25 protein-coding genes are annotated in these 24,593 nt (G+C 69.3%); 15 read left to right on the top strand and 10 right to left on the bottom strand.

The genetic code is table 11. The features are described 5' to 3' along the window. The first annotated feature begins 7 nt into the window (after positions 1–7). From VPH46_RS00125 to VPH46_RS00115, 3 genes are read left to right on the top strand one after another with little or no spacing between them, the layout of a single operon-like run. On the top strand, positions 8–1,339 hold the full coding sequence (locus tag VPH46_RS00125; protein WP_132881934.1) for an MFS transporter: 1,332 nt from the start codon (positions 8–10) through the stop codon (positions 1,337–1,339). Next, positions 1,336–2,256 carry a cysteine synthase A gene (gene cysK / locus VPH46_RS00120; RefSeq protein ID WP_125960114.1) on the top strand — a complete coding sequence of 307 codons (921 nt, stop codon included), beginning with the start codon at positions 1,336–1,338 and terminating at the stop codon, positions 2,254–2,256. Before VPH46_RS00125 ends, cysK begins: the two co-directional genes overlap by 4 nt. Before the next feature lie 9 nt (positions 2,257–2,265). Beyond that, on the top strand, positions 2,266–3,597 hold the full coding sequence (locus VPH46_RS00115; protein ID WP_416607782.1) for a cell wall hydrolase: 1,332 nt from the start codon (positions 2,266–2,268) through the stop codon (positions 3,595–3,597). Positions 3,598–3,670: 73 nt separating this feature from the next. Here VPH46_RS00115 and VPH46_RS00110 read toward each other — a convergent pair whose 3' ends face one another. From VPH46_RS00110 to hisI, 3 genes are all read right to left on the bottom strand, one after another. Next, entirely contained in the window at positions 3,671–3,994 is a 324-nt protein-coding gene (locus VPH46_RS00110) for a hypothetical protein (RefSeq protein WP_125960116.1), read from the bottom strand. A gap of 648 nt (positions 3,995–4,642) precedes the next feature. After that, positions 4,643–5,131, bottom strand: coding sequence for a hypothetical protein (locus VPH46_RS00105; RefSeq protein ID WP_416607780.1), 489 nt, complete (start codon positions 5,129–5,131; stop codon positions 4,643–4,645). After that, positions 5,128–5,487 carry a phosphoribosyl-AMP cyclohydrolase gene (hisI, locus tag VPH46_RS00100; RefSeq protein WP_416607778.1) on the bottom strand — a complete coding sequence of 120 codons (360 nt, stop codon included), beginning with the start codon at positions 5,485–5,487 and terminating at the stop codon, positions 5,128–5,130. The genes VPH46_RS00105 and hisI overlap by 4 nt, the downstream gene beginning before the upstream one ends. A gap of 131 nt (positions 5,488–5,618) precedes the next feature. Between hisI and purF the strand changes: the two genes are divergently transcribed. Continuing rightward, entirely contained in the window at positions 5,619–7,076 is a 1,458-nt protein-coding gene (purF, locus tag VPH46_RS00095) for an amidophosphoribosyltransferase (RefSeq protein WP_416607776.1), read from the top strand. A gap of 47 nt (positions 7,077–7,123) precedes the next feature. Next, positions 7,124–7,834 carry an SDR family NAD(P)-dependent oxidoreductase gene (locus VPH46_RS00090; protein WP_416607774.1) on the top strand — a complete coding sequence of 237 codons (711 nt, stop codon included), beginning with the start codon at positions 7,124–7,126 and terminating at the stop codon, positions 7,832–7,834. 102 nt (positions 7,835–7,936) lie between these two features. Here the strand turns inward: VPH46_RS00090 and VPH46_RS00085 are convergent, their stop codons facing one another. Both VPH46_RS00085 and VPH46_RS00080 read right to left on the bottom strand, forming a co-directional pair. Beyond that, on the bottom strand, positions 7,937–9,175 hold the full coding sequence (locus VPH46_RS00085; RefSeq protein WP_416607772.1) for a class I SAM-dependent methyltransferase: 1,239 nt from the start codon (positions 9,173–9,175) through the stop codon (positions 7,937–7,939). 53 nt (positions 9,176–9,228) lie between these two features. Continuing rightward, on the bottom strand, positions 9,229–10,128 hold the full coding sequence (locus VPH46_RS00080) for a histone deacetylase (protein WP_416607770.1): 900 nt from the start codon (positions 10,126–10,128) through the stop codon (positions 9,229–9,231). Positions 10,129–10,238: 110 nt separating this feature from the next. On the opposite strand from VPH46_RS00080, the gene VPH46_RS00075 reads away from it, so the two are divergent. From VPH46_RS00075 to VPH46_RS00045, 7 genes are all read left to right on the top strand, one after another. Continuing rightward, entirely contained in the window at positions 10,239–11,156 is a 918-nt protein-coding gene (locus tag VPH46_RS00075; protein ID WP_416608324.1) for an alpha/beta hydrolase, read from the top strand. A gap of 42 nt (positions 11,157–11,198) precedes the next feature. Next, entirely contained in the window at positions 11,199–11,687 is a 489-nt protein-coding gene (locus VPH46_RS00070) for an RNA pyrophosphohydrolase (RefSeq protein ID WP_416607768.1), read from the top strand. 62 nt (positions 11,688–11,749) lie between these two features. Then, on the top strand, positions 11,750–12,670 hold the full coding sequence (locus VPH46_RS00065; protein WP_339538384.1) for a DUF481 domain-containing protein: 921 nt from the start codon (positions 11,750–11,752) through the stop codon (positions 12,668–12,670). Between the two features lie 42 nt (positions 12,671–12,712). Beyond that, entirely contained in the window at positions 12,713–13,921 is a 1,209-nt protein-coding gene (locus VPH46_RS00060) for a hydrolase (RefSeq protein ID WP_416607766.1), read from the top strand. Beyond that, on the top strand, positions 13,918–14,934 hold the full coding sequence (locus tag VPH46_RS00055) for an arginine N-succinyltransferase (protein WP_416607764.1): 1,017 nt from the start codon (positions 13,918–13,920) through the stop codon (positions 14,932–14,934). The genes VPH46_RS00060 and VPH46_RS00055 overlap by 4 nt, the downstream gene beginning before the upstream one ends. Continuing rightward, the gene (locus tag VPH46_RS00050; protein ID WP_416607762.1) at positions 14,934–16,190 is read left to right on the top strand and encodes an N-succinylarginine dihydrolase; all 1,257 of its coding nucleotides are present in this window, start codon (positions 14,934–14,936) and stop codon (positions 16,188–16,190) included. Before VPH46_RS00055 ends, VPH46_RS00050 begins: the two co-directional genes overlap by 1 nt. A 65-nt stretch (positions 16,191–16,255) precedes the next feature. Next, positions 16,256–16,465 (top strand): hypothetical protein, encoded by a 210-nt coding sequence (locus VPH46_RS00045; protein ID WP_416607760.1) that lies wholly within the window; start codon positions 16,256–16,258, stop codon positions 16,463–16,465. A gap of 36 nt (positions 16,466–16,501) precedes the next feature. Here VPH46_RS00045 and VPH46_RS00040 read toward each other — a convergent pair whose 3' ends face one another. Next, a complete protein-coding gene (locus tag VPH46_RS00040; protein ID WP_416607758.1) occupies positions 16,502–17,131 on the bottom strand; it encodes a 2-dehydro-3-deoxy-6-phosphogalactonate aldolase in 630 nt (209 codons plus the stop codon). After that, entirely contained in the window at positions 17,128–18,006 is an 879-nt protein-coding gene (locus VPH46_RS00035) for a 2-dehydro-3-deoxygalactonokinase (protein ID WP_416607756.1), read from the bottom strand. Before VPH46_RS00035 ends, VPH46_RS00040 begins: the two co-directional genes overlap by 4 nt. Positions 18,007–18,218: 212 nt before the next feature. Between VPH46_RS00035 and ubiM the strand changes: the two genes are divergently transcribed. The 3 genes from ubiM (at position 18,219) to VPH46_RS00020 (ending at position 21,426) form a co-directional block, all read left to right on the top strand. Continuing rightward, on the top strand, positions 18,219–19,397 hold the full coding sequence (ubiM, locus tag VPH46_RS00030; RefSeq protein ID WP_416607754.1) for a 5-demethoxyubiquinol-8 5-hydroxylase UbiM: 1,179 nt from the start codon (positions 18,219–18,221) through the stop codon (positions 19,395–19,397). Between the two features lie 16 nt (positions 19,398–19,413). After that, entirely contained in the window at positions 19,414–20,925 is a 1,512-nt protein-coding gene (locus VPH46_RS00025) for an acetyl-CoA hydrolase/transferase family protein (protein WP_416607752.1), read from the top strand. An 87-nt stretch (positions 20,926–21,012) separates the two neighbouring features. Then, positions 21,013–21,426 (top strand): group II truncated hemoglobin, encoded by a 414-nt coding sequence (locus tag VPH46_RS00020; protein WP_416607750.1) that lies wholly within the window; start codon positions 21,013–21,015, stop codon positions 21,424–21,426. A 117-nt stretch (positions 21,427–21,543) separates the two neighbouring features. Here the strand turns inward: VPH46_RS00020 and dxs are convergent, their stop codons facing one another. Genes dxs through VPH46_RS00005 form a run of 3 tightly spaced genes read right to left on the bottom strand, consistent with a single transcriptional unit; the run spans position 21,544 to position 24,413 of the window. Further along, complete coding sequence (dxs, locus tag VPH46_RS00015) at positions 21,544–23,469, bottom strand: 1-deoxy-D-xylulose-5-phosphate synthase (protein ID WP_416607748.1); 1,926 nt, start codon at positions 23,467–23,469, stop codon at positions 21,544–21,546. 60 nt (positions 23,470–23,529) lie between these two features. After that, positions 23,530–23,988 carry a Fur family transcriptional regulator gene (locus VPH46_RS00010; RefSeq protein WP_125960134.1) on the bottom strand — a complete coding sequence of 153 codons (459 nt, stop codon included), beginning with the start codon at positions 23,986–23,988 and terminating at the stop codon, positions 23,530–23,532. A gap of 47 nt (positions 23,989–24,035) precedes the next feature. Next, the gene (locus VPH46_RS00005) at positions 24,036–24,413 is read right to left on the bottom strand and encodes a MerC domain-containing protein (protein ID WP_125960135.1); all 378 of its coding nucleotides are present in this window, start codon (positions 24,411–24,413) and stop codon (positions 24,036–24,038) included. Between the last annotated feature and the right edge of the window lie 180 nt (positions 24,414–24,593).

Genomic DNA, 24,593 nt, shown 5'->3' with positions numbered 1-24,593 from the left:
CCTGAACATGGCCGCCGTCCAGCACCCGTTCGCAATCCACAATTTCCGCGCCTATTTCCTGGCCCGGCTGTCCACCACCCTCGCCCAGATGTCGATGGTGATCGTCATCGGCTGGCAGGTCTATGACCTCGCCCGGAGGACGATGGACGTGAAGGAAGCCGCCTTCTACCTCGGACTGATCGGCATCGCGCAGTTCCTGCCGCTGCTCGTCCTCTCGCTGGTCGCCGGCTGGGTCGCCGATCGCGTCGACCGTCGCTGGATCGCGCGCGGTTCGGTCGCGATCGAGGCGGGATGCGCCATCACCCTGGCGGTCGCGAGCTACCATGAGCATGTCACGCTTGGGCTGCTGTTCTTCGTGGCGGCGCTGCTGGGCGTGGCGCGCGCCTTTGCCGGCCCATCGCTCCAGGCGCTTGCCCCCAATCTGGTGCCCAAGGCGATCCTTCCGACCGCGATCGCGATGAGCTCGGTCTCGTGGCAGGCGGGCACGGTGCTGGGGCCGACGATGGGCGGCTATCTCTATGCCGCCAGCCACTGGCTGCCCTATGCCGTGTCCGGGGCGCTGTTCACCTTCTCCTTCCTGATGCTGTCGCTGATCGGGCGGGTGCCGCACAATTCGGTGCGCGGCACGGCCAACCCGTTCCGCCAGATGCTGGAGGGCCTGTCCTATGTGCGCCAGAACCGTCTGGTGCTGGGGGCGATCTCGCTCGACCTGTTCGCGGTGCTGCTGGGCGGCGCGACGGCGATGCTGCCCGTCTACGCGCGCGACATACTGAAGGTGGGCGCCGATGGCCTGGGCCACCTGCGCGCGGCCCCCGCGGTCGGCGCGATCGCGGTGGCGCTGTGGTTCTCGTGGCGGCCGCTCCGGACCAATGTCGGCGTGAAGATGCTGGCGGCGGTCGCAGTGTTCGGCGGCGCGACGGTGGCCTTCGGCCTCAGCGCGCCGGCGCTGCTGCCGCTGCTCGGAAAGTCGGCGGTGGGGCATGACAGCGCACCGGCGGTGCTGCTGGCGCTGACGGCGCTGTTCGTGCTGGGCGCCGCCGACATGGTGTCGGTCTATGTGCGCCAGTCGCTGATCCAGCTCTACACCCCCGACGACATGCGCGGCCGGGTGGGCGCCGTGTCGACGCTGTTCATCTCCGGCTCGAACGAATTGGGCGAGGCGGAATCCGGCTTCCTCGCGGCCGCGATCGGCCCGGTGGCCGCGGTTGTGGCAGGCGGCATCGGTGCGATATTGGTGACGGCACTGTGGGCTCGCATCTTTCCGGAGCTTCGCCGGGCGCGCACGTTCGAGGCGCCCGCGACGCTGGAATTCACACCCGTCAAGGAGAAGGCAGAATGAAGGCCAACACCATCCTGGAGACGATCGGCAACACGCCGCACGTCCGGATCCAGCGGCTGTTCGGAGACGCCGAGGTGTGGATCAAGTCCGAGCGCTCGAACCCCGGCGGATCGATCAAGGACCGCATCGCGCTTGCGATGATCGAGGCGGCGGAAGCCTCGGGCGACCTGCAGCCCGGCGGCACCATCATCGAGCCGACCAGCGGCAACACCGGCGTCGGCCTGGCGATGGTCGCGGCGGTCAAGGGCTACAAGCTGGTCCTGGTGATGCCCGAAAGCATGTCGATCGAGCGCCGCCGGCTGATGCTGGCCTATGGCGCGAGCTTCGACCTCACCCCGCGCGAGAAGGGCATGAAGGGCGCGATCGAGCGCGCGCAGGAACTGGCCGAGCAGACGCCGGGTGCCTGGATCCCGCAGCAGTTCGAGAACCCCGCCAACGTCGACGTGCATGTCCGCACCACGGCGCAGGAAATCCTGGAGGACTTCGCCGACACGCCGATCGACGTGCTGATCACCGGCGTCGGCACCGGCGGGCACATCACCGGCGTTGCCGAGACGCTCAAGAAGCAGTGGCCGCAGCTGAAGGTCTATGCGGTGGAGCCGGAGCTTTCGCCGGTGATCTCCGGCGGGCAGCCGGGGCCGCACCCGATCCAGGGCATCGGCGCGGGCTTCATCCCGGCCAACCTCCACACCCAGGCGATCGACGGCGTGATCAAGGTGGACGCAGCCGTCGCCAAGGACATGGCGCGCCGTTCGGCAGCCGAGGAAGGCATGCTGGTCGGCATCTCGTCCGGCGCGACGCTCGCGGCGATCCTGCAGAAGCTGCCCGACCTGCCGGACGGGGCGCGGGTGCTGGGCTTCAACTACGACACGGGCGAGCGCTACCTGTCGGTTCCGGACTTCCTGCCGGAAAGCTGAGCGATCCACATGCTGGTGTCCCGCGGCGCGCGTGCGCCTGATTCCTCAGGCGTGCGCGCGGCGCCGCTGGGCACGGGCTCGCACGTGCTCGACGGAGTGCTGGCGGCCGTGGCGCTGGCGGCGGTGCTGGTGCCGGCATGGGCAGTGACCCACGCGCCGCCGATGCCGCCCCAGGCCAGCCGCGCGATGCGGCATGCGGCACCGCGGCGCGTGCTGCCCCCCGCCGAACTGCCGGCCGTGGAGCCGATCGAGTTCCAGGACATGACGGCGGACGAGGCGCGGGCGTTCAACGCCGGCATCCCGTTCCATGCCGGCCCCAACCCCGCCGCCCGCCCCTTCCGTTTCGGTGGCCCGGACGAGGACCGGGCGCGGGCGAGCGACTGCCTCGCCGCGGCCGTGCTCTACGAGGCGGGCGACGATCCGGAGGGGCAGAAGGCGGTCGCCCAGGTGGTGCTGAACCGCGTCCGCCATCCGGCTTTCCCGAAGACGGTGTGCGGGGTGGTGTTCCAAGGCTCGGAGCGGGCCACCGGCTGCCAGTTCACCTTCACCTGCGACGGGGCGCTGGCGCGCTGGTATTCCGACCCCTTCTGGGAGCGCGCGCGCAAGGTCGCGGACGCGGCGCTGGCGGGGGCGGTCTACAGGCCCGTCGGCCATGCCACCCATTACCACACCGACTGGGTGGTGCCGTACTGGAGCTCCAGCCTCGACAAGATCGTGGCGGTCCACACGCATCTGTTCTTCCGCTGGACCGGCTGGTGGGGAACCCCGCCCGCGTTCCGCTTCGCCGCCACCGGCAGCGAGCCGCGCGTGGCCCAGCTTGCCGCGCATTTCGACGCGCACAAGCTGCCGGAGGTACTGGCGGCCGAGACGCAGGCGCTGGCGATGCAAAAGGCGATGGCGCTGCCGGCTTCGGCGCTGAAACCCTCGGCGGACGAACCCAACACTTTCCTGATCCATGTCGATGCCAAGGATGCGGCGAGCTTCCCGATCCTGGCGGATCGTGCCTGCGGCGAGCGCCCCTATTGCAAGTTCATGGGCTGGACCGACCCACGCCAGCTGCCGGCGAGTGCCAAGGGCACGCTGTCGCCCCAGCAGCTGACCTCGATGTCGTTCAGCTACCTGCGCGACCGGCCCCGCAACCTGGAACGCGCGCTGTGGAACTGCGCGGACTTCCCCCAGCCCAAGCCGCAGTGCATGCGCCGCGCGCCACAGCCGATCGCCTCCCCCGCGCCGGCCGTGGCCGGGGAAGAAGGTCCGGCAGGGTTGAGCGGCGTGCGACGCAAGCCTGCCTCGCAACCGGCGGCGGCGCTTGCGGCACCGGAGGCACCAGTCGCATCGTAGTTCCTTTGAAAGCCGGGCAGCACTGGCGAATGACCGACATTGGGTGGCTTTGAGACCGTCCGCTAATGGACGCTTATGAAGGAGAAGCAGTCGGTCCTGCTCCACCAATCTGCTCAAGGAGCACCGCCTCAACCGGGTCGCCGGGCGCATGAGGCCAGTGACGGATTGCTGTTTCTCCATTGCTGAAGCGATAGCTTTCATAATGATCATCGTAGATCGCGATCTCGAAGTCGCAGCCAATCCAATGGAGAGATATGCCGCCGTCGTAGGGATTGACTGTGATCGATTGGGGCGCGTTCAGCGCGTCGGCGGCATTGATCAAGTCTCTAAGGTTAGCGCGTTGAGGGGCCGCACAATCCATTGCTTCGGCTTCAACTGCTATGTCTTCCCAGCCCATAAATGCCTTCGTGCCAGGATGAACAAGCGTCGGCAATTAGAAAGCGGAACGCTAGCTCGGAGTGGCGGAGACTGGGCGTTTCCTGCCGTTCGCTCGTAGCCGCTTCCGAACAGCCGGTGGTGTGCGGGAAGCGGACCTTCGTTGCTGCTCCCATCTCTGTTAGTTGCTATGCTCCTTTGATGGCTGTTATTCGCTTGGTCCTCATCAGTTTGGCGGCGGCCCTCGCGGGCTGTTCGGCTGGATCAATCTTACTTTTTGCTGAGCTCAACCGTACGAGTCTTGTCGCTCTGCCGTTCACCTGTATGGTGTCACTACTGCTACTTATGCCATTCTACGCAGCAGCGCGTGAAGCTGGCGTGGCACTCGGCGGGCGTTATGCTCGGCTCTTGGTAGCCGGAGGTGTTGCGGGAGCCTTGTTCGCAGGTTTCATATTTCTCGCGAGCAATCTCCTCAAAGGGGCAGCGATCGGGTCCAGCTACGGTGCGCTGACGGCGATCTGCTGGATCACAATACATGCCGCGACGAAGCGGCTCGCCACCTTGATCGCGTGACGTCCGCAACTGGGCGCTAGCCGGCCTCGCACTCGCCTATGTCATCTCGGCGTAGGCCGGGGTCATCTCATCACCTGCGCCCGGGGCGTGCTGGGTCCTACCCCCCACACACCGCGCGGCCGCGGTGGTCGCGGAGGGCGGCGGCTTCGGAGAGGACGTCGCTCATCCGCTCGACGCGCAGGCCGCTGAAGGTGCCGCGGGCGGTGCATCGCTGCGCGCATTGCGGCGGCAGCTTGGCGGGGAAGATGATGCGCGCGCCCTCGACCCGCGCCTCCAGCTCGCAGGCGTTGCCGAAGTCGATCCGGAGGCGATCGCCCGAACGTTTGGCCGTCCCGCTCGCGCTGCAGCCGAGGCGGCCGCCGCTGAGAACGAAGGCGCCGACCAGCAGGTCCTCCCCCTGCGGCACGAGGCAAAGCCGGTCGCCGCCCCGCTCGTAGAGCCCGGTTAGGGAGTCGTCGCCGGGATCGCCCACCACGCCGCGCTCGATCGCGACCGTCTCCAGGTCCGGTGCCTCGGTGTTCGCCGGGTCGCCGCCTCCCGAACAGGCCGCAAGGGCGAGCGCCAGCGCCGCGACGCGTCGCCTCATTCGACGGCGACCAGCCGGCCGTCCTCGATGCGGCGGAAGAAGCAGCTGCGCGCGCCGGTGTGGCAGGCGGGGCCCGCGGGCTCGACGCGAAGCCAGAGCGCGTCCTGATCGCAGTCGATGCGCACCTCCACCACGCGCAGGACATGGCCGGAGGTCTCCCCCTTCTTCCACAGCCGGTTGCGGCTGCGCGACCAGAAGGTCGCCTCGCCACTCGCAAGCGTCGCCGCCAGCGCCTCCGCATTCATATGGGCCACCATCAGCAGCTCGCCGGTCGCAGCGTCGGTCGCCACGGCGGTGACGAGCCCTGCGGCGTCGTACTTGGGATCGAGGGTGAGGCCGGTGTCGCGCGCGTCCATGGGCGGCGGCTTACCGGGGAGGCGGCCGCGCGGCAATCGGGGGCGATCGCACATTCTTCGTGACAGAAGGGCGACAAACCCGGAATCGCTCCCTATATGGCGCTCGCATCTCAGCGAACCCCGTGGGGCCGATGTTTAGCACCAATCCTTTCGACGACGACAAGCTGCGCGAAGAGTGCGGCATCTTTGGCGTTTCCGGCGCGGACGGCGCGGCAGCACTGGTGGCCCTGGGGCTCCACGCGCTGCAGCACCGCGGGCAGGAAGCCGCCGGCATCTCCAGCTTCGACGGGGTGCAGTTCCACACGCACCGCGCGATGGGGCATGTGGCGGGCAACTTCGACCGGCCCGACGTGATCGAGGCGCTGCCGGGCGCGGCCGCCGTCGGCCACGTCCGCTACGCCACCTCGGGGGATACGGCGCTGCGCAACGTGCAGCCGCTCTATGCCGAACTGGCGAGCGGCGGCTTTGCAGTGGCGCACAACGGCAATCTCTCCAACGCCCTGCGCCTGCGCAAGGACCTGGTGCGGACCGGTTCGATCTTCCAGTCGACGTCGGATACCGAGGTGATCATCCACCTGGTGGCAACGTCGAACTACCGCACGCTGCTCGATCGCTTCATTGATGCGCTCAAGCAGGTGGAGGGCGCTTATTCGCTCATCTGCATGACGCCGGAAGGCATGATCGCCTGCCGCGATCCGCTGGGCATCCGTCCGCTGGTGATGGGCAAGCTTGGCGATTCGGTGATCTTCGCGTCGGAGACGGTGGCGCTCGACGTGGTCGGGGCCGAGTACGTGCGCGACGTGGAGCCGGGCGAGCTGGTGATCGTGAAGGGCACCGAGCTGCGCTCGATCCGCCCCTTCACGCCGAACGCGCCGCGGCCGTGCATCTTCGAGTACGTCTATTTCTCGCGGCCCGATTCGATCTCGGGCGGCAATTCCGTCTATTCGGTGCGCAAGGCGATCGGTGCCGAGCTGGCGATCGAGAGCCCCGTCGATGCCGACCTGGTGATCCCGGTCCCCGATTCGGGCGTGCCGGCGGCGATCGGCTATGCGCAGCAGTCGGGCATCCCCTTTGAGCTCGGCATCATCCGCTCGCACTATGTGGGCCGCACCTTCATCCAGCCGGGTGACAAGGTCCGCCACCTGGGCGTGAAGCTGAAGCACAACGCCAACCGCAAGCTGATCGAGGGCAAGCGGATCGTGCTAATCGACGATTCGATCGTGCGCGGCACCACCTCGCTGAAGATCGTGCAGATGATGCGCGATGCCGGCGCTGCCGAGGTGCACATGCGCATCGCCAGCCCGCCGACCAGGCACAGCTGCTTCTATGGCGTCGACACGCCGGAGCGCGCGAAGCTGCTGGCGGCCAAGCTCGATCTGGGTGGCATGACCGAGTACATCCAGGCGGACAGCCTGGCGTTCGTCTCCATCGACGGCCTCTACAAGGCGCTGGGCGAGGCCGAGCGCGCAGCGGTGCGGCCGAAGTATTGTGATGCCTGCTTCACCGGCGACTATCCGACGCCGCTGACCGATCAGGACGAGACCCGCACGGTCGACCAGCTCGCGATGCTGGAGGAGCGCGTCGGCTGATCGCTGGCGCACCCCTGCCCTTTCTTTTCCAAGCTCCAGGATCTTCGATGACCGACAAGCCCCTTGCCGACCAGCTCGCGCTCGTGACGGGGGCCAGCCGCGGCATCGGCGCGGCGACGGCACAGGCGCTTGCCGCGCAGGGCGCGCACGTCGTGCTGACCGCGCGCACGCCGGGCGGGCTGGAGGAAGTCGAGGAGAAGATCCACCAGGCAGGCGGCAGCGCGACGATCGCGCCGCTGGACCTGGCGGAGCCGGACGGCGTGGCGCGACTGGCAGCGGCGCTGGGCGAGCGCTGGCAGGCGCTCGACATGCTGGTGCTGAACGCCGCAATGCTGGGTACGCTGGGGCCGGTGAACGCGATCGACTTCAAGGAGATGTCGAAGCTGTTCACGCTCAACGTGACGGCGCAGGCAGCGCTGCTGGGCGCGTTCGGGCCGATGCTGCGCCAGGCGAAGAACGGTCGGGTCGTGGGGCTCACCTCCAGCGTCGCACGCACCCCGCGCGCGTACTGGGGGCTGTATGGCTCGTCCAAGGCGGCGTTCGAGAACCTGCTGACCGCATTCGGCCAGGAAGTGCGCCAGCTGACGGCGATCCGCACCGCCATCGTCGATCCGGGCGCCACCCGCACGAAGATGCGCGCGCGCGCCTATCCGGGCGAGGCACCGGAGAGCGTCAAGCCGCCGGAGGTAGTAGCGGAGCGGATCACGGCGCTGATGGTGTCAGGGTTCGAGACGGGGCATTTCGAGCGGGTCGACTGAGGTACTCGTGCTACTGCGCAGGCAGGAGCCCAGAGTTTCCGACGGTGACGCTTGTGGCCCTGGGCTCCTGCCTTCGCAGGAGCACCGGCGCGCGACGTGTGACTAGCCGCCCTTGACCAGCGTGACCTGGGCGACGTGAATGCCGCCGCCGCGGAAGCCGCCTTCGCAATACATCAGGTAATAGCGCCACAGGTTGGCGAAGCCGGGCGGGAAATTATCCGGGAGGTCGCCGGCTGCCTCGGCTGCGTCGAAGGCGAGGCGCCAGCGGTGGAGCGTCTCGGCATAGTCCTGGCCGAAGCGGTGCTCGTCCTGCCAGGCGAGGCCCCGCGCCTCGGCAAGCGCACGGAAGCGCTCGGTCGAAAGCAGCAGGCCGCCGGGGAAGATGTAGGCCTGGATGAAGTCGACGTTGTTCGCATAGGCGTCGAACAGCGCGTCATCGATCGCGATATATTGGAGCGCGGCGCGGCCGCCCGGCTTCAGCCGCGCGGCGATCGCGTCCAGGTAGGCCGGCCAATATTCCTGCCCCACCGCCTCGACCATCTCGATGCTGGCGATGGCGTCGTAGCTGCCGGTGGCGTCGCGATAGTCGGTGAGCGACACCTCCACGCCATCGAGCTTCGCATCGGCGATGCGCTGCTCGACGAACCGCTTCTGCTCGGACGAGAGGGTGAGGCCATGGACGCGGCGACCCGCGCGGGCGGCGCGCTCGGCGAAGGAGCCCCAGCCGCAGCCGATCTCCAGGATCGTGTCGCCGGGCTTGGTCCCGGTACGGTCGAGGATCGCCTGGAGCTTGCGGTCCTGCGCCGCCTCCAGCGGCTCGGCGGGATCGGCGAACAGCGCGCTCGAATAGGTCATGCTGGGATCGAGCCAGGCGCGGTAAAAATCGTTGCCCAGATCATAGTGAAACTGAATGTTGCGGCGGGCATTGGCGCGATGGTTGCGGCGCGACCAATGGGCGAAGCGCCGGACGATGCCGGTCAGCCGCCCCGCGCGGCCGACGTTGCCGAGCGCGCGGCCGTTGCGCATGAAGAGGTCGAACAGCGGCACAGGGTCGGGGCTCGACCAGTCGCCCGATACCCAGGCCTCGTACCAGCCCGCAGAGCCGCCGGTCGCGAGCCGCAGCATCGCACGCCAGCGGTGGAGCACCACCACCGCGACCGGCCCCTCGCCGCGCCCGCCGAGCCGGACGGCACGGCCGCTCGGAAGCGTCGCTTCGATCGCGCCGACCTCCAGGCCCCGGTCGATCCGGCCGAGCATCCGTTCGAACACGGGCGCAAGCCAGCGGAGCGGATCGCGCGTTGCGGTCAGGGAAGAGGGTAAGGAGGAGCGAGGCGCGTGCATGGCGCCCTACATGCACCTCCGCGCGGTCACCGCAAGCCGTCCTGCTACCGACCTTATCCGGCGAAGACCCCACCGAGCGTGAGGATCGAGGTGACGTGCCGCTCCGACACCTCCATCGCATCGTCGCCGTAGCCGCCACCCAATGCGCTCGCGAGCGGGATGCCGCGGTCGCGCGCCAGCGTCGCCACCCAGCGATCCCGGCGGACAAGACCTTCGCGGGTGAGCGCGAGCCGGCCGAGCCGGTCGCCCGCGAACGGGTCCACCCCCGCCTGGTAGAGGATCAGGTCAGGCGCGAAGCCGTCGACCAGCGGCACCAGCGTTTCCGCCAGCACCGCGCAATATTCGTCGTCGCCGACGCCATCCGCGAGCGGCACGTCGAGGGTCGAGCGCGCCTTTCGCACGGGGAAGTTCTTGTCCGCGTGGATCGAATAGGTGGCGAAGCCGGGCCGGCCTGCCAGCAGCGAGGCGGTGCCGTCGCCCTGGTGCACGTCGCAATCGACCACCAGCACGCGCGCGGCCGCCCCCTCCTCCACCAGCCGGTTGGCGGCGATCGCAAGGTCGTTGAACACGCAGAAGCCCGCACCGGTGTCCGCCAACGCATGGTGGCTTCCGCCGGCGGTGTTCGCGGCAAAGCCGTGTTCGAGCGCGAGCCGGGCAGCGAGATAGGTGCCGCCGGGAACTGCTTGCGCGCGTGTCGCCACCTCGGCGGTGATCGGGAAGCCGATCCGGCGCGCCTTTTCCGGGGGTACGGCAAGCTCGATCACCTCAGCGACATAGCCGGGTTCGTGCACCGCCTCGATCCAGCGGCGCGGCATGGGATCGGGCTGGTGCCATTCGATCCCGGCTCCTTGCGCGCGCAGCAGGTCGCGGACCAGCCCGTTCTTGTTCCATTGATAGGTGCTGCGCGCGGGTGCGGGCGCGACATAATCGGGGTGGTGGACGACGCGGATCACGCTTCATAGGTAAGCGCACGCACCGCGGCCGCAACGCCGCGCCACAGGAGAGCGCCTTGACCGTTTTCGTCCGCCCCGACGTCCGCGCCTTCCTCGGCTATCCAGAGAACATGCCCGGCCCGCGCATGCATGAGCTGGAGCCGGCCGCCGCACGCGCGCAGCTCCTTGCGACCAAGGACGTGGCGGATCTGCCGACAGGAACGCTGGCGGTGGTCCGCGACTGCACCATCCCCGCGCCGCACGGCGACCTGCGCGCCCGCCTGTTCGACGCGCGTCCCGCGCGGGAGCCCGGGCCCGTGGTGCTGTTCCTGCACGGCGGCGGCTTCGTGATCGGCGACCTCGACTCGCATGCGAGCCTTTGTGCGGAGATCGCGCGGATGCTCGACCTGCCGGTGGTGGCGCTCGACTATCGGCTGGCGCCCGAGCACCCGTGGCCAGCGGCGCCCGACGACGCCGAGACCGCCGCCCGCTGGCTCGCGGCCGGGCCAGCCGTGCTGGAGTGCGGCGTGACAAGCCTGGTGCTGGCGGGCGACAGTGCGGGCGGCGCGCTGGCGATCGTCACCGCCATGGCGCTGCGCGATCGGCCCGCGGCGGCGCCGGTGATCGCGCAGTGGCCGATCTATCCCGTGACGGACATCACCCGCGAATATCCTTCCCACGCCGAGTTCGCCGACGGCTATCTGCTGACCCGCGAGTCGCTTGCCTGGTTCGGCGAGGCGTATCGGGCAGAGCGCGCGAGCCTGCGCGCCTCGCCGCTGCTGGGCGACATGGCGGAGATGCCGCCCGCGCTGGTGCTGACCGCCGGGCTCGATCCGTTGCGAGACCAGGGCCGCGCCTATGCGGCGGCGCTCGCCCAGGTGGGCGTCGCCGTCACCTATCGCGAGGCGCGCGGCAATGTGCATGGGTTCCTCAACCTGCGCCGCGCGATCCCGTCGAGCCAGGGCGACCTTGCCGGCGCGCTGGTGGCGCTGCGCCAGATCATCACCGAGGCGGAAGCCGAGCGCGTCCTGGCGCAGGCGGCTGGCTGAGCCCCTCGACTTGGCCGCGGCCGCACCGCTAGGAGAACTGCCATGAACGACACCACCCTTCCCTACCGGCCCTGCGCGGGCGTCATGCTGATCAACCGCGACGGCCGCGTGTTCGTCGGCCAGCGGATCGACTCGACGCTGGAGGCCTGGCAGATGCCGCAGGGCGGGATCGATCCGGGCGAGGATGCGCTGGAAGCGGCGCTGCGCGAACTGCGCGAGGAAACGGGCGTGCAGCCGGACAAGGTCTCGCTGATCGGCGAGGCGCCGGAAGAGCTCACCTACGACCTGCCGGAAGACATGATCGGCAAGGTCTGGGGCGGCAAGTATCGCGGGCAGCGCCAGCGCTGGTTCGCCTTCCGCTTCGAGGGCGAGGAACAGGACATCGACATCGCGACGCCCGAGCCGGAGTTCCGCGCCTGGCGCTGGGCCGAGCCGGAGGAGCTGCCGGAGGCGATCGTCGGCTTCAAGCGTGCGCTCTACGAGCGGCTGCTCGAGCTGTTCGCCGAGCCGCTGGGTCGGACCGCGCGCTGACGCGACGGAGCGAGTCGGAAGGCGGGTTCACCTCTCGCTGCATTGCAGCTAAGGACAGGCGCGTGATCAAGGCTGCGTATCTTTTCCTTGCCGCACCGCTCCTGCTGGCAAATGCCGCGCCGCCGGCTGCCGCCAAGAAGGACGCGCCGATCCCTGAGCAGCTCAAGATGATGCTCGATGCCGCCATGGCATCGGGCAACGAGGGCGAGGTCGCGACGCTGGTCAAATATTCGCGGATCGCAGCGCCGGACAGCATCGACCTGGTTCGCGAGATCACCGGCAAGTGGACGGCCGACCGCGCCGCCCAACGCACCCGCGAGCTCCAGGAATCCTCGTTCTTCGCGCTGGTGAAGGGGCGGGCCGAACTCGGCGGCTATGCGAGTTCGGGCAACACCGACAATTTCGGCGCGACCGGCGTGCTGGACCTGTCGCGCGAGGGTTTCCGCTGGCGCCACAAGCTGCGCCTGCAGCTCGACTATCAAAAGGCGAACGGCGTCACGAACCGGGAATATTATCTCGCCGCCTATGAGCCGAACTACAAGGTCGACGACCGGCTCTATGTCTACGGATCGACGCAGTTCGAGAGCGACCGGTTCGTCGGGTACAACAGCCGCTTCTCGGCCTCGGCGGGTGCCGGTTACAGCGCGATCAAGCGGCCGGCGTTGACCCTGGACCTGGAACTCGGCCCTGCGTTTCGTCAGACCGACTTCACCGACGAGACCCAGGAAAGCAGCCTTGCCGCACGCGGTTCGGTCGACTTCGACTGGCGCCTGACCCCCGCGCTGACGCTGCGCCAGGACGCCTCCGCCTATCTGGCCGCGCAGGCGAACAGCACGGTCAGCAGCACCACAGCGGTCGACGCCAAGCTGCTGGGGCCGCTCTCCGCGCAGGTCTCCTATGCGGTGCGATACGAAAGCCGCCCGCCCGAAGGCAGCGTCACCACCGACACCACCACCCGCGCCTCGTTGGTCTATTCCTTCTAGGCCCCGTTCCTTCCGGGGCGGAACCGCGCTAGCCTCGCTCCCATGGATGTTCTTACAAGCGCGGAAGCCGCCGTTGTCGAACGGGCGCGCGCTGCCCCGATGCTGGCGCACCTCGAACCCTGGGTCGCGGTCAACAGCGGCACGCGCAATCTCGCCGGGCTGGCGCGGATGGCGCAACTGCTGTCGGACGCCTTTTCCGTACTTCCCGGCGGGATCGCGCTGATCAAGCCGGACCCGGTCGAGGCGATCTCCGCCAGCGGGCGGCTCCAGCCGATCGAGCACGGACGCCACCTGCTGCTGACGGTGCGGCCGCAGGCGCCGATCCAGCTGCTGTTCGCGGGCCACATGGACACGGTCTATCCGGCGGACCACCCGTTCCAGAAGATGCGGGTGCGCGAGGATGGCGCGCTGAACGGCCCCGGCGTCGCCGACATGAAGGGCGGGCTGGCGGTGATGCTCGCCGCGCTCGAGGCGATCGAGAACTCGGGCTTTGCCGGGCGGTTGGGCTATCAGGTGGTCATCAACTCCGACGAGGAGACGGGCTCGCTCTCCTCCGCGCCGCTGATCGCGCGCGCGGCACGCGGCAAGGCCGCCGCCTTCGTCTACGAGCCGTCGCTTGCGGACGGAACGCTGGCGGGAGCCCGCGGCGGCACGGGCAACTTCTCCCTCGCGGTGACGGGGCGCAGCGCCCATGCCGGTCGCAATCCCGAGGAAGGCCGCAACGCGCTGGTGGCGGCCGCCGAGCTTGCGCTGCGGCTGGCGGATGCGGCAGGCGATGGCCTCACCGTCAATCCGGCGCGGATCGACGGCGGCAGCCCCAACAACGTCGTGCCGGAGCACGCGGTGCTGCGCGTCAACTTCCGCCCCGCCTCGCTCGATGCGGCAGCGCGCGCGCAGGCGGCGCTGGACTCGGCCGCGACCGAGGTGGCGGCGGGGCACGACGTGCGGGTCGAGTGCCACGGCAGCTTCAACCGGCCGCCCAAGCCGATCGATGCCGCGGCCGAGCGCCTGTTCGGGCTGGTTCGCGATGCGGGCCAGAGCCTGGGGCTTTCGGTCGGCTGGCGCGACACCGGTGGCGTGTGCGACGGCAACAACATCGCCGCATGCGGCGTGCCGGTGGTCGACACCATGGGCGTGCGCGGCGGCGCCATTCATTCGCCGGAGGAATATATGCTGCCCGACAGCCTCGCCGAGCGCGCCGCGCTGTCGGCACTTTCGATCCTGCGGCTGGTCGAGCGGGGGAGCGCATGAGCTTTCGCATCCGCGCCGCCCGCGACGAGGACCTGCAGCACCTCTATGAAATGGCGAAGCTGACCGGCGGCGGCTTCACCAACCTGCCCCCCGACAAGCCCGCCCTGCGTGCGAAGCTGGAGCGCAGCCACGCCGCCTTCGCGCGCGACGCCGACAGTCTGGAAGACGAGCTGTTCGTGCTGGTGCTGGAGAATGCGGAGACGCAGGAGGTGCGCGGCACCTGCCAGATCTTCACCCAGGTCGGGCAGCACTGGCCCTTCTACTCCTATCGGGTCGCGACCCTCACCAAGCATAGCGAGGCGCTGCGCCGGACCTTTCGGGCCGAGATCCTCAACCTGGTGAACGACCTGGAGGGCGCGAGCGAGGTCGGCGGGCTGTTCCTGCATCCGGGCGAGCGCGCCGGCGGGCTCGGGCTGCTGCTGGCGCGCAGCCGCTACCTGTTCATCAAGGCGCATCGCCAGCGCTTCGCCGACCGCATCCTGGCGGAGCTGCGCGGCGTGATCGACGAGGCGGGCGGCTCGCCCTTCTGGGACGGGGTGGCGGGGCGCTTCTTCGGCATGAGCTTTCAGGAGGCGGACCAGTTCAACGCCATCCACGGCAACCAGTTCATCGCCGACCTGATGCCCAAGCATCCGGTCTACACGGCGATGCTGCCGGAGAATGCGCGATCGGTGATCGGCCTGCCCCACCCATCGGGCCGAGCCGCGATGCGGATGCTGGAGCGCGAAGGCTTCCACTATGAGAACTACGTCGACATCTTCGACGGCGGGCCGACGATGACCGCCCGGACCGACCAGGTGGCGACCATCCGCAACGCGCGGCAGGTGCGTGTGGCCGAGCTGGGCGGCGACGGGGAGCCGATGCTGGTATCGGCCGGGCGGCTGGAGCATTTCCGCGTCGCGCTGGGCCAGGTACGCACGGCCGATGCCGGGGACGTGCTGCTCGACCCCGCCTGCGCCGCGCTGCTGGGCGTCGATGCCGGCGACCAGGTGACGGTGGTGGAGCGCGACTGATGGCGGTGCGGGAGATCAACTTCGACGGGATCGTCGGGCCGAGCCATAATTATGCGGGGCTGAGCCACGGCAACCTGGCCGCGACCCGCAATGCCGGTGCGGTCTCGCACCCGCGCGCGGCGGCGTTGCAGGGCATCGCCAAGATGCACGCCAACCTCGCCCTCGGCCTGGCGCAGGGGATCCTGCTGCCGCACCCGCGACCGGATCACCGCTGGTTGGCGGCGCTCGCGACCGACTATGCGGCGGCACCTGCGCACCTGAAGGCGCAGGCGCTGTCGGCCTCGGCGATGTGGGCGGCCAATGCTGCCACCGTCTCCCCGGCACCCGATACGGCCGATGGCCGCTGTCATCTCAGCGTCGCCAACCTCGTCACTATGGCGCATCGCAGCCACGAGTGGCCCGAGACGCTGGCACAGCTGCGGCTCGCCTTCGCGCATGAGAGCTTTGCGGTGCATCCGCCCGTGCCGGCGCCGTTCGGAGACGAAGGCGCGGCGAACCACATGCGGCTCTCGGCGGGCCATGGCCAGCCGGGCGTCGAGGTGTTCGTCTATGGCGTGGGCGGCGGGCCCTTCCCCGCCCGCCAGCATCGCGAGGCGAGCGCGGCGGTGGCGCGGGCGCATGGCCTGGACCCGACCCGCACCTTATTCGTGCAGCAATCCGATGCGGCGATCGCCGCCGGCGCCTTCCACAACGACGTGGTGGCGGTGGCGAACGAGCGCGTGCTGTTCTGCCACGAGCAGGCCTTCGCCGACGCGCCTGGCTTCTACGCCGACCTCCGCCGGCTGTTGCCGGAGGTGGAGATCGTCGAGGTGCCCGCGGCACGGGTGCCGCTGGAGGACGCGATCGCCTCCTACCTCTTCAACGCGCAGCTGGTGACGCTGCCGGATGGGGTGCAGGCGCTGGTGTTGCCGGAGGAAGCGCGAGCGACGCCGTCGGTGTGGAACTGGCTGCAGGAGCATGTCGCAGGCAATGGCCCGATCCGCCGGCTGGAAGTGGTCGACGTTCGCGAGTCGATGGCGAACGGCGGCGGCCCCGCCTGCCTGCGCCTGCGCGTCGTCGCCAATCCCGCGACGATCGACCCGCGGTTCCTGGTGGACGAGGCGAAGCTCGACCGGATTGCGGAGGTCATTCGCGGCCATTGGCCGGAGACGATCGCGCATGACGCCATCGCGGATCCGGCTCTGATCGAGCAGATCGAAACCGCACGAGGAGCGCTGCTCGAAACGCTCGAACTTGTCGAATTAACTGACAGTTAACTACGCAGTGGCGCGCAGAGGGCGCGGTTTTCTGCCGCTGGCACGGGGCTTGCTACGCGTCGGCCATGTGGAACCGCGTCACCCGCCTGTTCACGATCAAGACCAAGTTCGAGGCCTATCTGGTGATCTACGGCCTCGGCATGGGCGCCGTCGAGCGCGGGCTCAACTATGTCGAGCAATACCCCGGGGCCGGGGGTTGGGCGTTGTTCGCCCTCTGCCCGGTCGCGGTGTTCATGGCCGGCGGGCGCATCCTCGACTCGGTCGAGGCACGCTGAAGACCTCTCACGGACGCGCCGCTGCCGGCATGTATGTCAGCCGGCGCGGGCCGCCTCGAAGCCCTGGACCAGTGCCGCGCCGCGGGCGCGCACATCCTCCACGCTGCGGCCGGGCGCATAGAGCGACGAGCCGATCCCGAAGCCGGCGGCACCCGCCTGGAGGTACGGCCCCATGGTGTCGGGATCGATGCCGCCGACGGGGAAGACGGGGAAGCTCTTGGGCAACACCGCGCGCATCGCCTTCAGCCCCTGCGGTCCGGCGAGTTCGGCGGGGAAGAGCTTGAGCGCGTCGGCACCGACGGCGATGGCGCGAAACGCCTCGCTGGGGGTGAAGAAGGCGGGCAGCGACTGGAGCCCGGCGTCCTTGGTCGCGGCGATCACATCGACGTCGGTGTTGGGCGAGATCACGATCTTGCCCCCGGCATCCGCCACCCGGCCGACGTCCGCCATGGTCAGCACCGTGCCCGCCCCGACGAGCGCGCGATCGCCCACGCGATCGACGATGCGGCGGATGCTGTCGAACGGCTCGGGCGAGTTGAGCGGCACTTCCAGGCAGCGGAAGCCCACATCGAACAGCGCGTCGGCGATCGCCGGCGCCTCGTCCGGGGTCAGGCCGCGCAGGATGGCGACGAGCGGCAGGCCGCCCAGCAGAGTTTCGATCGTCACTTCAGCAATCCTCCAATTCGCCACAGGCCCCGCGCCACCGCATCGGCGCCGTCGACCACGGTCACGCCCGTCACGCCGGCGAGCGCCAGGGCCACCCTGTAATGCGCGGCAAGCACGGCGTTGCAGATCAGCACCACGCCCTGCCCGGCTGCATCCCGCATCGCCGCCACTTCGCCGCCGATCAGCAGGCCCGAGAGATAGCTGGCGACCGCCTGCGGCGCGAGGCTGCCGAGCAGCACGTCGGCGCGCGCCGAGAAGAGCAGCGGCAGCACGCCTGCCGGATTGTCGAGCGCGCGCTGGGCGCCGAGCGTGAAGGCGGCTTCGTCGGGCGTTTCCCCCTCCGCCAGCTGCCCCAGCAGCGAGTTGTTCCGCAGCAGCGCGTACATCTCACCCGTCATGATGGTGGAGAAGCCGGTGATGCGGCCCCCTTCGACGCGCGCCCATTTGCTGTGGGTACCGGGCAGCACGATGATGCCGTCCGATAGCCCGCTGCCGAGGATCTGGGTCTCCTCGCCCCGCATCACGTTGGCGACGCCGCTTGCGTCGCGCGCGGAGAGGCCGGGGACGATGAAGCAATGGGCCGGCGCATCCTCGACCCGCAGGGCGGCGGCGGCGAGCCCGGCCGGATCGGCGGGGCATGGAAGATACGGTGCCTCGTGCCAGCCGGCGCGCGCGCCGACCATGCCGGCGAGCACCACCCGCGTATCCGCCTCCAGCCAGCCTTCGAGCGTGTCGGCCAGCACCTGGGGGAACTCGTCGCGCTTGAGCCGTGCCGCACCGCGCGGGGAGTCGCGCCGGTCGATCACCGTACCATCCGCGCCGAAGCGATAGGCACGCAGGTTGCTCGATCCCCAGTCGACACCAACCAACGTCATGCGCGTGCTCCCAGATCATGCAACGCGCGCCAGGCCGGCGCAGGGGCGTTGCGGGTCATGGCGCTGAAGTGGAGCGCCTGCGCGCAAATGTCGAGCCCGGTGGGGCACTCCAGCGCCCCGAGACGTTTTACGGGCAGGAGCGGGTTGATCGGGCGCAAGGACGGGCGCAGGAGGGCACCCGCATAGCGCCCGGCACACGGGAGGTTCGCGCGATGGATAGTGAGGTAGTGATTATAGGCGGCGGTCCCGCCGGGCTCAGCCTGGCGCGTTCGCTGGCCGATGCGCCACTCCGCGTGACCGTGATCGAGCGCCAGCCGGAGGCGGCGATCGCCGCCCCAGCCTATGACGGGCGCGAGATCGCCCTCACCCACCGGTCGATCGGCACGCTCAAGGCACTAGGCGCCTGGAACCTGCTGCCGGCGGACGAGATCTCGCCGCTCAACGAGGCGCGGGTGCTGAACGGCGCCTCCCCCTTCGCGCTCTCGTTCGAGACGTCCGGCCACGGCGGCGGCCCGCTCAGCCTGATGGTGCCGAACCACCGCATCCGCGAGGCGCTGTACCGGACGGTCGCCGACCAGCCGAACCTGACGCTGCTTGCCGGCACCGGCGTTGCGGCGATCCGGACGGACGCACGGTCCGCCGACGTGACGCTCGACGACGGGCGGGTTCTTTCCGCGCGGCTGCTGGTGGCGGCGGACTCGCGCTTCTCGCGGGTACGCGAGCAGCTGGGAATCGGGGCGGAGATCAACCGGCTCGGCCGATCGATGATGGTGTGCCGGGTCCGCCACGAGGGCAACCATCAGGGCGTCGCCACCGAATGGTTCGATCATCACCAGACGGTGGCGATGCTGCCGCTGAACGGCCGGCGCTCGTCGGCGGTGCTCACCCTGCCCGCGGAAGCCATGGAGCGGATCGCGGCGCTGGACGATGCAGCGTTGGGGGCGGAGCTGACGCGGCGCTACCAAGGCCGGCTCGGCCGGATGGAAGTGGACGCGCCGGCGCACATCTATCCGCTCGCCACTACCTATGCCCGGCACTTTGCGGCGACGCGCGCGGCGCTGATCGGCGATGCGGCCGTGGGCATGCACCCGGTGACCGCCCATGGCTTCAACCTGGGTCTCCAGAGCCAGGCGACGCTGGCGCAGCTGGTGACCGATGCCGCACGACGCGGCGGCGACATCGCGGCGCCCGCGCTGCTGCGCCGCTACGAGATGACGCACCGGCTCGCCAGCCGGCCGCTCTATGCCGCCACGAATTTCCTGGTGCGGCTCTATACGGACGAGCGTCCCGGCGCGCGGCTCGCGCGTCATGCGACGCTTCGGGTCGGCAGCCGCCTGCCGCTGGCCCGCCAGGCGATCACTGCGATGCTGATGCAGCGCCGAACCCCCTAACGGAGAACAGAACCCAATGGTCGACCGTATCGCGTGTCAGGCGCTTCGCGGCAAAATCTGTACCGCCGCCGAGGCTGCGACCCACATCTCGTCCGGCAACACGGTCGGCATGAGCGGGTTCACCGGGTCCGGGTACCCCAAGGCCGTGCCGACGGCGCTGGCCGCGCGGATCGAAGCAGAACACGCAGCGGGCCGGCCGTTCCGCGTCCGCATCTGGACGGGTGCCTCGACCGGGCCGGAGCTCGACGGCGCACTCGCTAAGGCGGACGGCATCGAGTTCCGCCTGCCCTACAACTCCGATCCGATCGCGCGCGCGAAGATCAACGCGGGCGAGATGGACTATTTCGACATGCACCTGAGCCAGGTCGCGCCGATGGCCTGGGAGGGGTTCCTGGGGCCGCTGGACGTCGCGGTGATCGAAGTGTCCGGCATCCGCCCGGACGGCGCGCTGATCCCGTCATCCTCGGTCGGCAACAACAAGACCTGGATCGACCGCGCCGACAAGGTGATCCTGGAGGTCAACCGCTGGCAGGACGCTGGGCTCGAAGGCGTGCACGACATCTACTACGGCACGGCGCTGCCGCCGGCGCGCGTGCCGATCCCGCTGGTGCGGCCGGACGATCGCATCGGCGAACCCTATTTCCGTTGCGACCCCAACAAGATCGTCGCGATCGTGGAGACGGACGCGCCCGACCGCAACCTGCCCTTCAGCCCGCCGGACGCGACGGCGCGCGCGATTGCGGGCCATCTGCTCGAATTCTTCGGGCATGAGGTGCGCCAGGGGCGCCTGCCCGCGTCGCTGCTGCCGATCCAATCGGGCGTCGGCAACATCGCCAATGCGGTGCTGACCGGCCTGGTCGACAGCCCGTTCCACGACATGACCGCCTTCACCGAGGTGATCCAGGACGGCATGCTCGACCTGCTGGACAGCGGGCGGCTGCGCATGGCCTCCGCCACCGGCTTCTCGCTGAGCCCCGAGGCGGCGGAACGGCTCAATGCGAACATGGGCGTCTACCGGACCAAGATGGTGCTGCGCCCCCAGGAGATCAGCAACCATCCGGAACTGGTCCGGCGGCTCGGCTGCCTGGCGATGAACGGGCTGATCGAGGCCGACATCTACGGCAATGTGAATTCGACCCATGTCATGGGATCGCGCATCCAGAACGGCATCGGCGGATCGGGCGACTTCGCCCGCAATGCCTATATCTCGATCTTCATGACGCCTTCGACCGCCAAGGGCGGCGCCATCTCCGCGATTGTGCCGCAGGTGGCGCATGTGGACCACATCAACCAGGACGTGCAGGTGATCGTCACCGAGCAGGGGCTGGCCGACCTGCGCGGGCTGAGCCCCAAGCAGCGCGCGCGGCTGATCATCGAGAATTGCGCGCATCCCGACTACCGCCCGATGCTCGCCGACTATTACGCGCGCGCCCTGAAGGGGAGCTATGGCCTGCACGCGCCGTCGCTGCCGGGGGAGGCGCTGTCCTGGCACCAGCGCTTCATGGACACGGGGACGATGCGGCCCTGAGGACCTGCAAGCGGTTGCGCGAGATCAAGGCGGATCGGGTTCGGTCCGCCTAGTTGCGATCCTGCGCTGCCACGCCTGGAGATGATGATGACCGCCGCCCCCGCCTCTTCTGCCAAGGCTTTGCCGAGCCTGTACGACCGCATCGGCGGGGCGGATGGCGTGCGGCTGGTCGTCGACCGCTTCTATGACCTGATGGAGCATGCGCCCGAATATGCCGAGCTTCGGGCGATGCACGACGCCGACCTGCTGCCGGTTCGGGTGTCGCTGACGCAGTTCCTCAGCGCGTGGCTTGGCGGCCCGAGGGACTGGTTCGTCGCGCGGCCCGGCGCCTGCATCATGTCGCTGCACCGCGAAATGCCGATCACGCGCGAAACCGCCCGGCAATGGGTGCACGCGATGAGCCGCGCGCTCGCCGAGAACCGGGTGGAGCCGGCGCTCGGCGCACAGATCCAGCAGTCGTTCCTGCGCATGGCGCACGCGATGATGCTGCGGGTGGAGTGAGGGGCCGGCGGGACCGGAAACTAGCGCCGTGCTCCTGCGCAGGCAGGAGCACAGAGCCTCAGGCGGAAGCGTTCGTGGCCCTGGACTCCTGCTTTCGCAGGAGTACCGGTTGCCCGCTTAGGCCGGCTTGCGGGTTTCCTCGACGCCCTCGTTCCAGCGCAGCGCCTTCAGCACCGTGTCGACGATCTGCGGGGCGTTCAGGCCCGCTTCGTCATACTGCTTCTCGGGCTTGTCCTGGTCCTGGAAGACGTCGGGCAGGCGCATGGTACGCAGCTTCAGCCCGGCATCGATCAGGCCCTCGTCGCTCGCATAGGTGAGGACATGGGCGCCGAGGCCGCCGATGGCGCCCTCCTCCAGCGTCACCGCAACCTCATGGGTGGTGAGCAGGCGGCGGATCAACGCCTCGTCCAGCGGCTTGGCGAAGCGCAGGTCGGCGACCGTGGTCGACAAGCCCTTGGCCTCCAGCTGGTCGGCGGCCTTGAGCGCCTCTTCCAGGCGGGTGCCGAGCGAAAGGATCGCGACCTTCTTGCCCTCGCGGACCACGCGGCCCTTGCCGATCTCGAGCCGTTCCGCCGTGGTCGGAAGCGGCAGGCCGACGCCGTTGCCGCGCGGGTAGCGCAGCGCGATCGGACCGTCGTCGTAGAGCGCGGCGGTGTGGGTCATGTGGACCAGCTCCGCCTCGTCCGCGGCGGCCATCACGACCATGTTCGGAAGCGTCGCCAGATAGGTGACGTCGAAGCTGCCCGCGTGAGTCGCGCCATCCGCGCCCACCAGCCCGGCGCGGTCGATCGCGAAGCGGACCGGCAGGTTCTGGATCGCGACGTCATGGACCACCTGGTCGTACGCGCGCTGGAGGAAGGTCGAATAGATGGCGCAGAACGGGCGCATCCCCTGGGCGGCAAGGCCGGCCGCAAAGGTGACGGCATGCTGCTCGGCGATGCCGACGTCGAAGCTGCGCTCGGGGAACCGCGTCTGGAACTTGTCCAGGCCGGTACCCGCGGGCATCGCCGCGGTGATCGCGCAGATGCTCGGGTCGCGTTCGCCCTCGGCCACAAGCGCCTGTGCGAAGACGCTGGTGTAGCTCGGCGGCCCCGGCGGTGCCTTGGCCTGGGTGCCGGTGATGACGTCGAACTTCTGGACGCCGTGGTACTTGTCCGCCGACGCCTCGGCCGGGGCATAGCCCTTGCCCTTTTGCGTGACGACGTGGAGCAGGATCGGGCCCTCTTCCGCGTCGCGGATGTTCTCCAGCACCGGGATGAGGTGGTCGAGGTTGTGGCCGTCGACCGGGCCGACGTAGTAGAAGCCGAGTTCCTCGAACAACGTGCCGCCCATCGTCATGCCGCGGGCGAACTCGTCGGTCTTGCGGGCGGCCGAATGCAGCGGGCGCGGCAGGCGGCGGGCGACCTTCTTCAGCGTCTCGCGGATTCCCAGGAAGCCGCGGCTGGAGACGATGCGCGACAGATAGGCCGAAAGCCCGCCCACCGGCGGCGCGATCGACATGTCGTTGTCGTTGAGGATCACGACCAGGCGATTGCCAGCCTGTTCGGCGTTGTTCATCGCCTCATAGGCCATGCCCGCCGACATCGAGCCGTCGCCGATCACGGCGATCGCCTTGCCGGGCCGGCCGGCGATCTTGTTCGCGATGGCGAAGCCCAGCGCTGCCGAGATCGAGGTCGAGCTATGGGCGGCGCCGAACGGGTCGTATTCGCTCTCGCTGCGCTTGGTGAAGCCGGAGAGGCCGCCCCCCTGGCGCAGCGTGCGGATGCGGTCGCGGCGACCGGTCAGGATCTTGTGCGGATAGCATTGATGCCCGACGTCCCAGATCAGCCGGTCGTCGGGCGTGTTGAACACATAGTGGATCGCCGTCGTCAGCTCGACCACGCCGAGGCCGGAGCCGAGGTGGCCACCCGTCGTGCCCACCGCCGAGATGGTTTCCAGGCGCAGTTCGTCGGCAAGCTGGCGCAGCTGCGCAGGCTTCAGCGCCCGCAGATCCTGCGGCGTCCGGACCGTGTCGAGCAGCGGCGTATTAGGAACGTCTACCATCGGCAGGGCTTAGCGCGACCCGCGCGCAGTGTCGATTGCCGGAAACGGAAGGTCGGCGGCCTAGCGGCAGTCCGCGCACTTGCCCCGAACCTCGATCACCGGACGCGTGGGCGCAAAGCCGGCACCGCTCGCTGCCGAGCGCACCGTGCGGGTGATGCTGTCGTCGTCGATGTGCGTGGTCTGGCCGCAGCTGTCGCACACCAGGAAGATGCAGTCGTGCAGGCAATCGGGGTGCGCGTTGGCGACATAGGCGTTGGCGCTCTCGACCCGGCGCGCGAGGTTCGCGTTCACGAACAGGTCCAGGATGCGATAGACGCTGTTCGGGGCGACGCGGCGCCCCTCCGCCTGCGACACCGCATCGGCGATGTCATAGGCCGAGGCCGGCTTCTCGAAGCCCGCCAGGACCGAGAAGATGCGCGCGCGCATGGCCGTCCACTGCTCGCCCGAGCGAACCAGAGTGGCTTCCGCGACGCGCGAAAGCGCCTCGCCCGAATGTTCATGATGGTCGTGCGCGTGCATGGCGATGAGATAAGCCTCCGCCGAGGCCGCGGCAAGCCGCCTGCGGGTCAGGCGATGGCGCGGCGGTTCAGGTCGTGTCCCAGCGCCAGCAGGCCGACGCCGATGATCGTCCAGAAGGTCTCCCCGCCGCCATGCGGCAAGTGAAGCGCGCCCATCATGACGCCGAGGCCGAGGCCGCCAATCGCCGCCGGCATCATATAGCCGTGCGTCATCATGCCGCGGCCAAGCGCCAGCGCGCCGAAGCCGATCGCGAGCGCCAGGCCGACTTCGTGGAACAAGGGGTTCATCAGCGCGCCGGCGGCCGAGGCGAAGAGCCCCAGGAACAGCGCGCTCGCCAGGCAGTGCACCACGCACAGACCCGACAGCCCGATCGCGAACCGATCGAGCACACCGTCGCGCCGCAAGGGGATGCTGCTGCTGGCCATGGACGATGCAGATAGTCCTGCCCGACACACGTTACAACATCACATTTTGATTTTTTCCGCTGCGACCGGTGCGCCCACAGCATCGACGCGCACCGCCGGTGGGCGTAGAGCAGGCGCATGGCACACAGCCCCTCGATCGCGCCCGACGTCGTGGCGCCCACCGCCCGCCCTTCCCGCCCC

The organism is Sphingomonas sp. MJ1 (PH-R8), from assembly GCF_048058635.1.
Classification (GTDB): Bacteria; Pseudomonadota; Alphaproteobacteria; order Sphingomonadales; family Sphingomonadaceae; genus Sphingomonas.
This window is presented reverse-complemented; position numbering and strand designations above follow the sequence as displayed.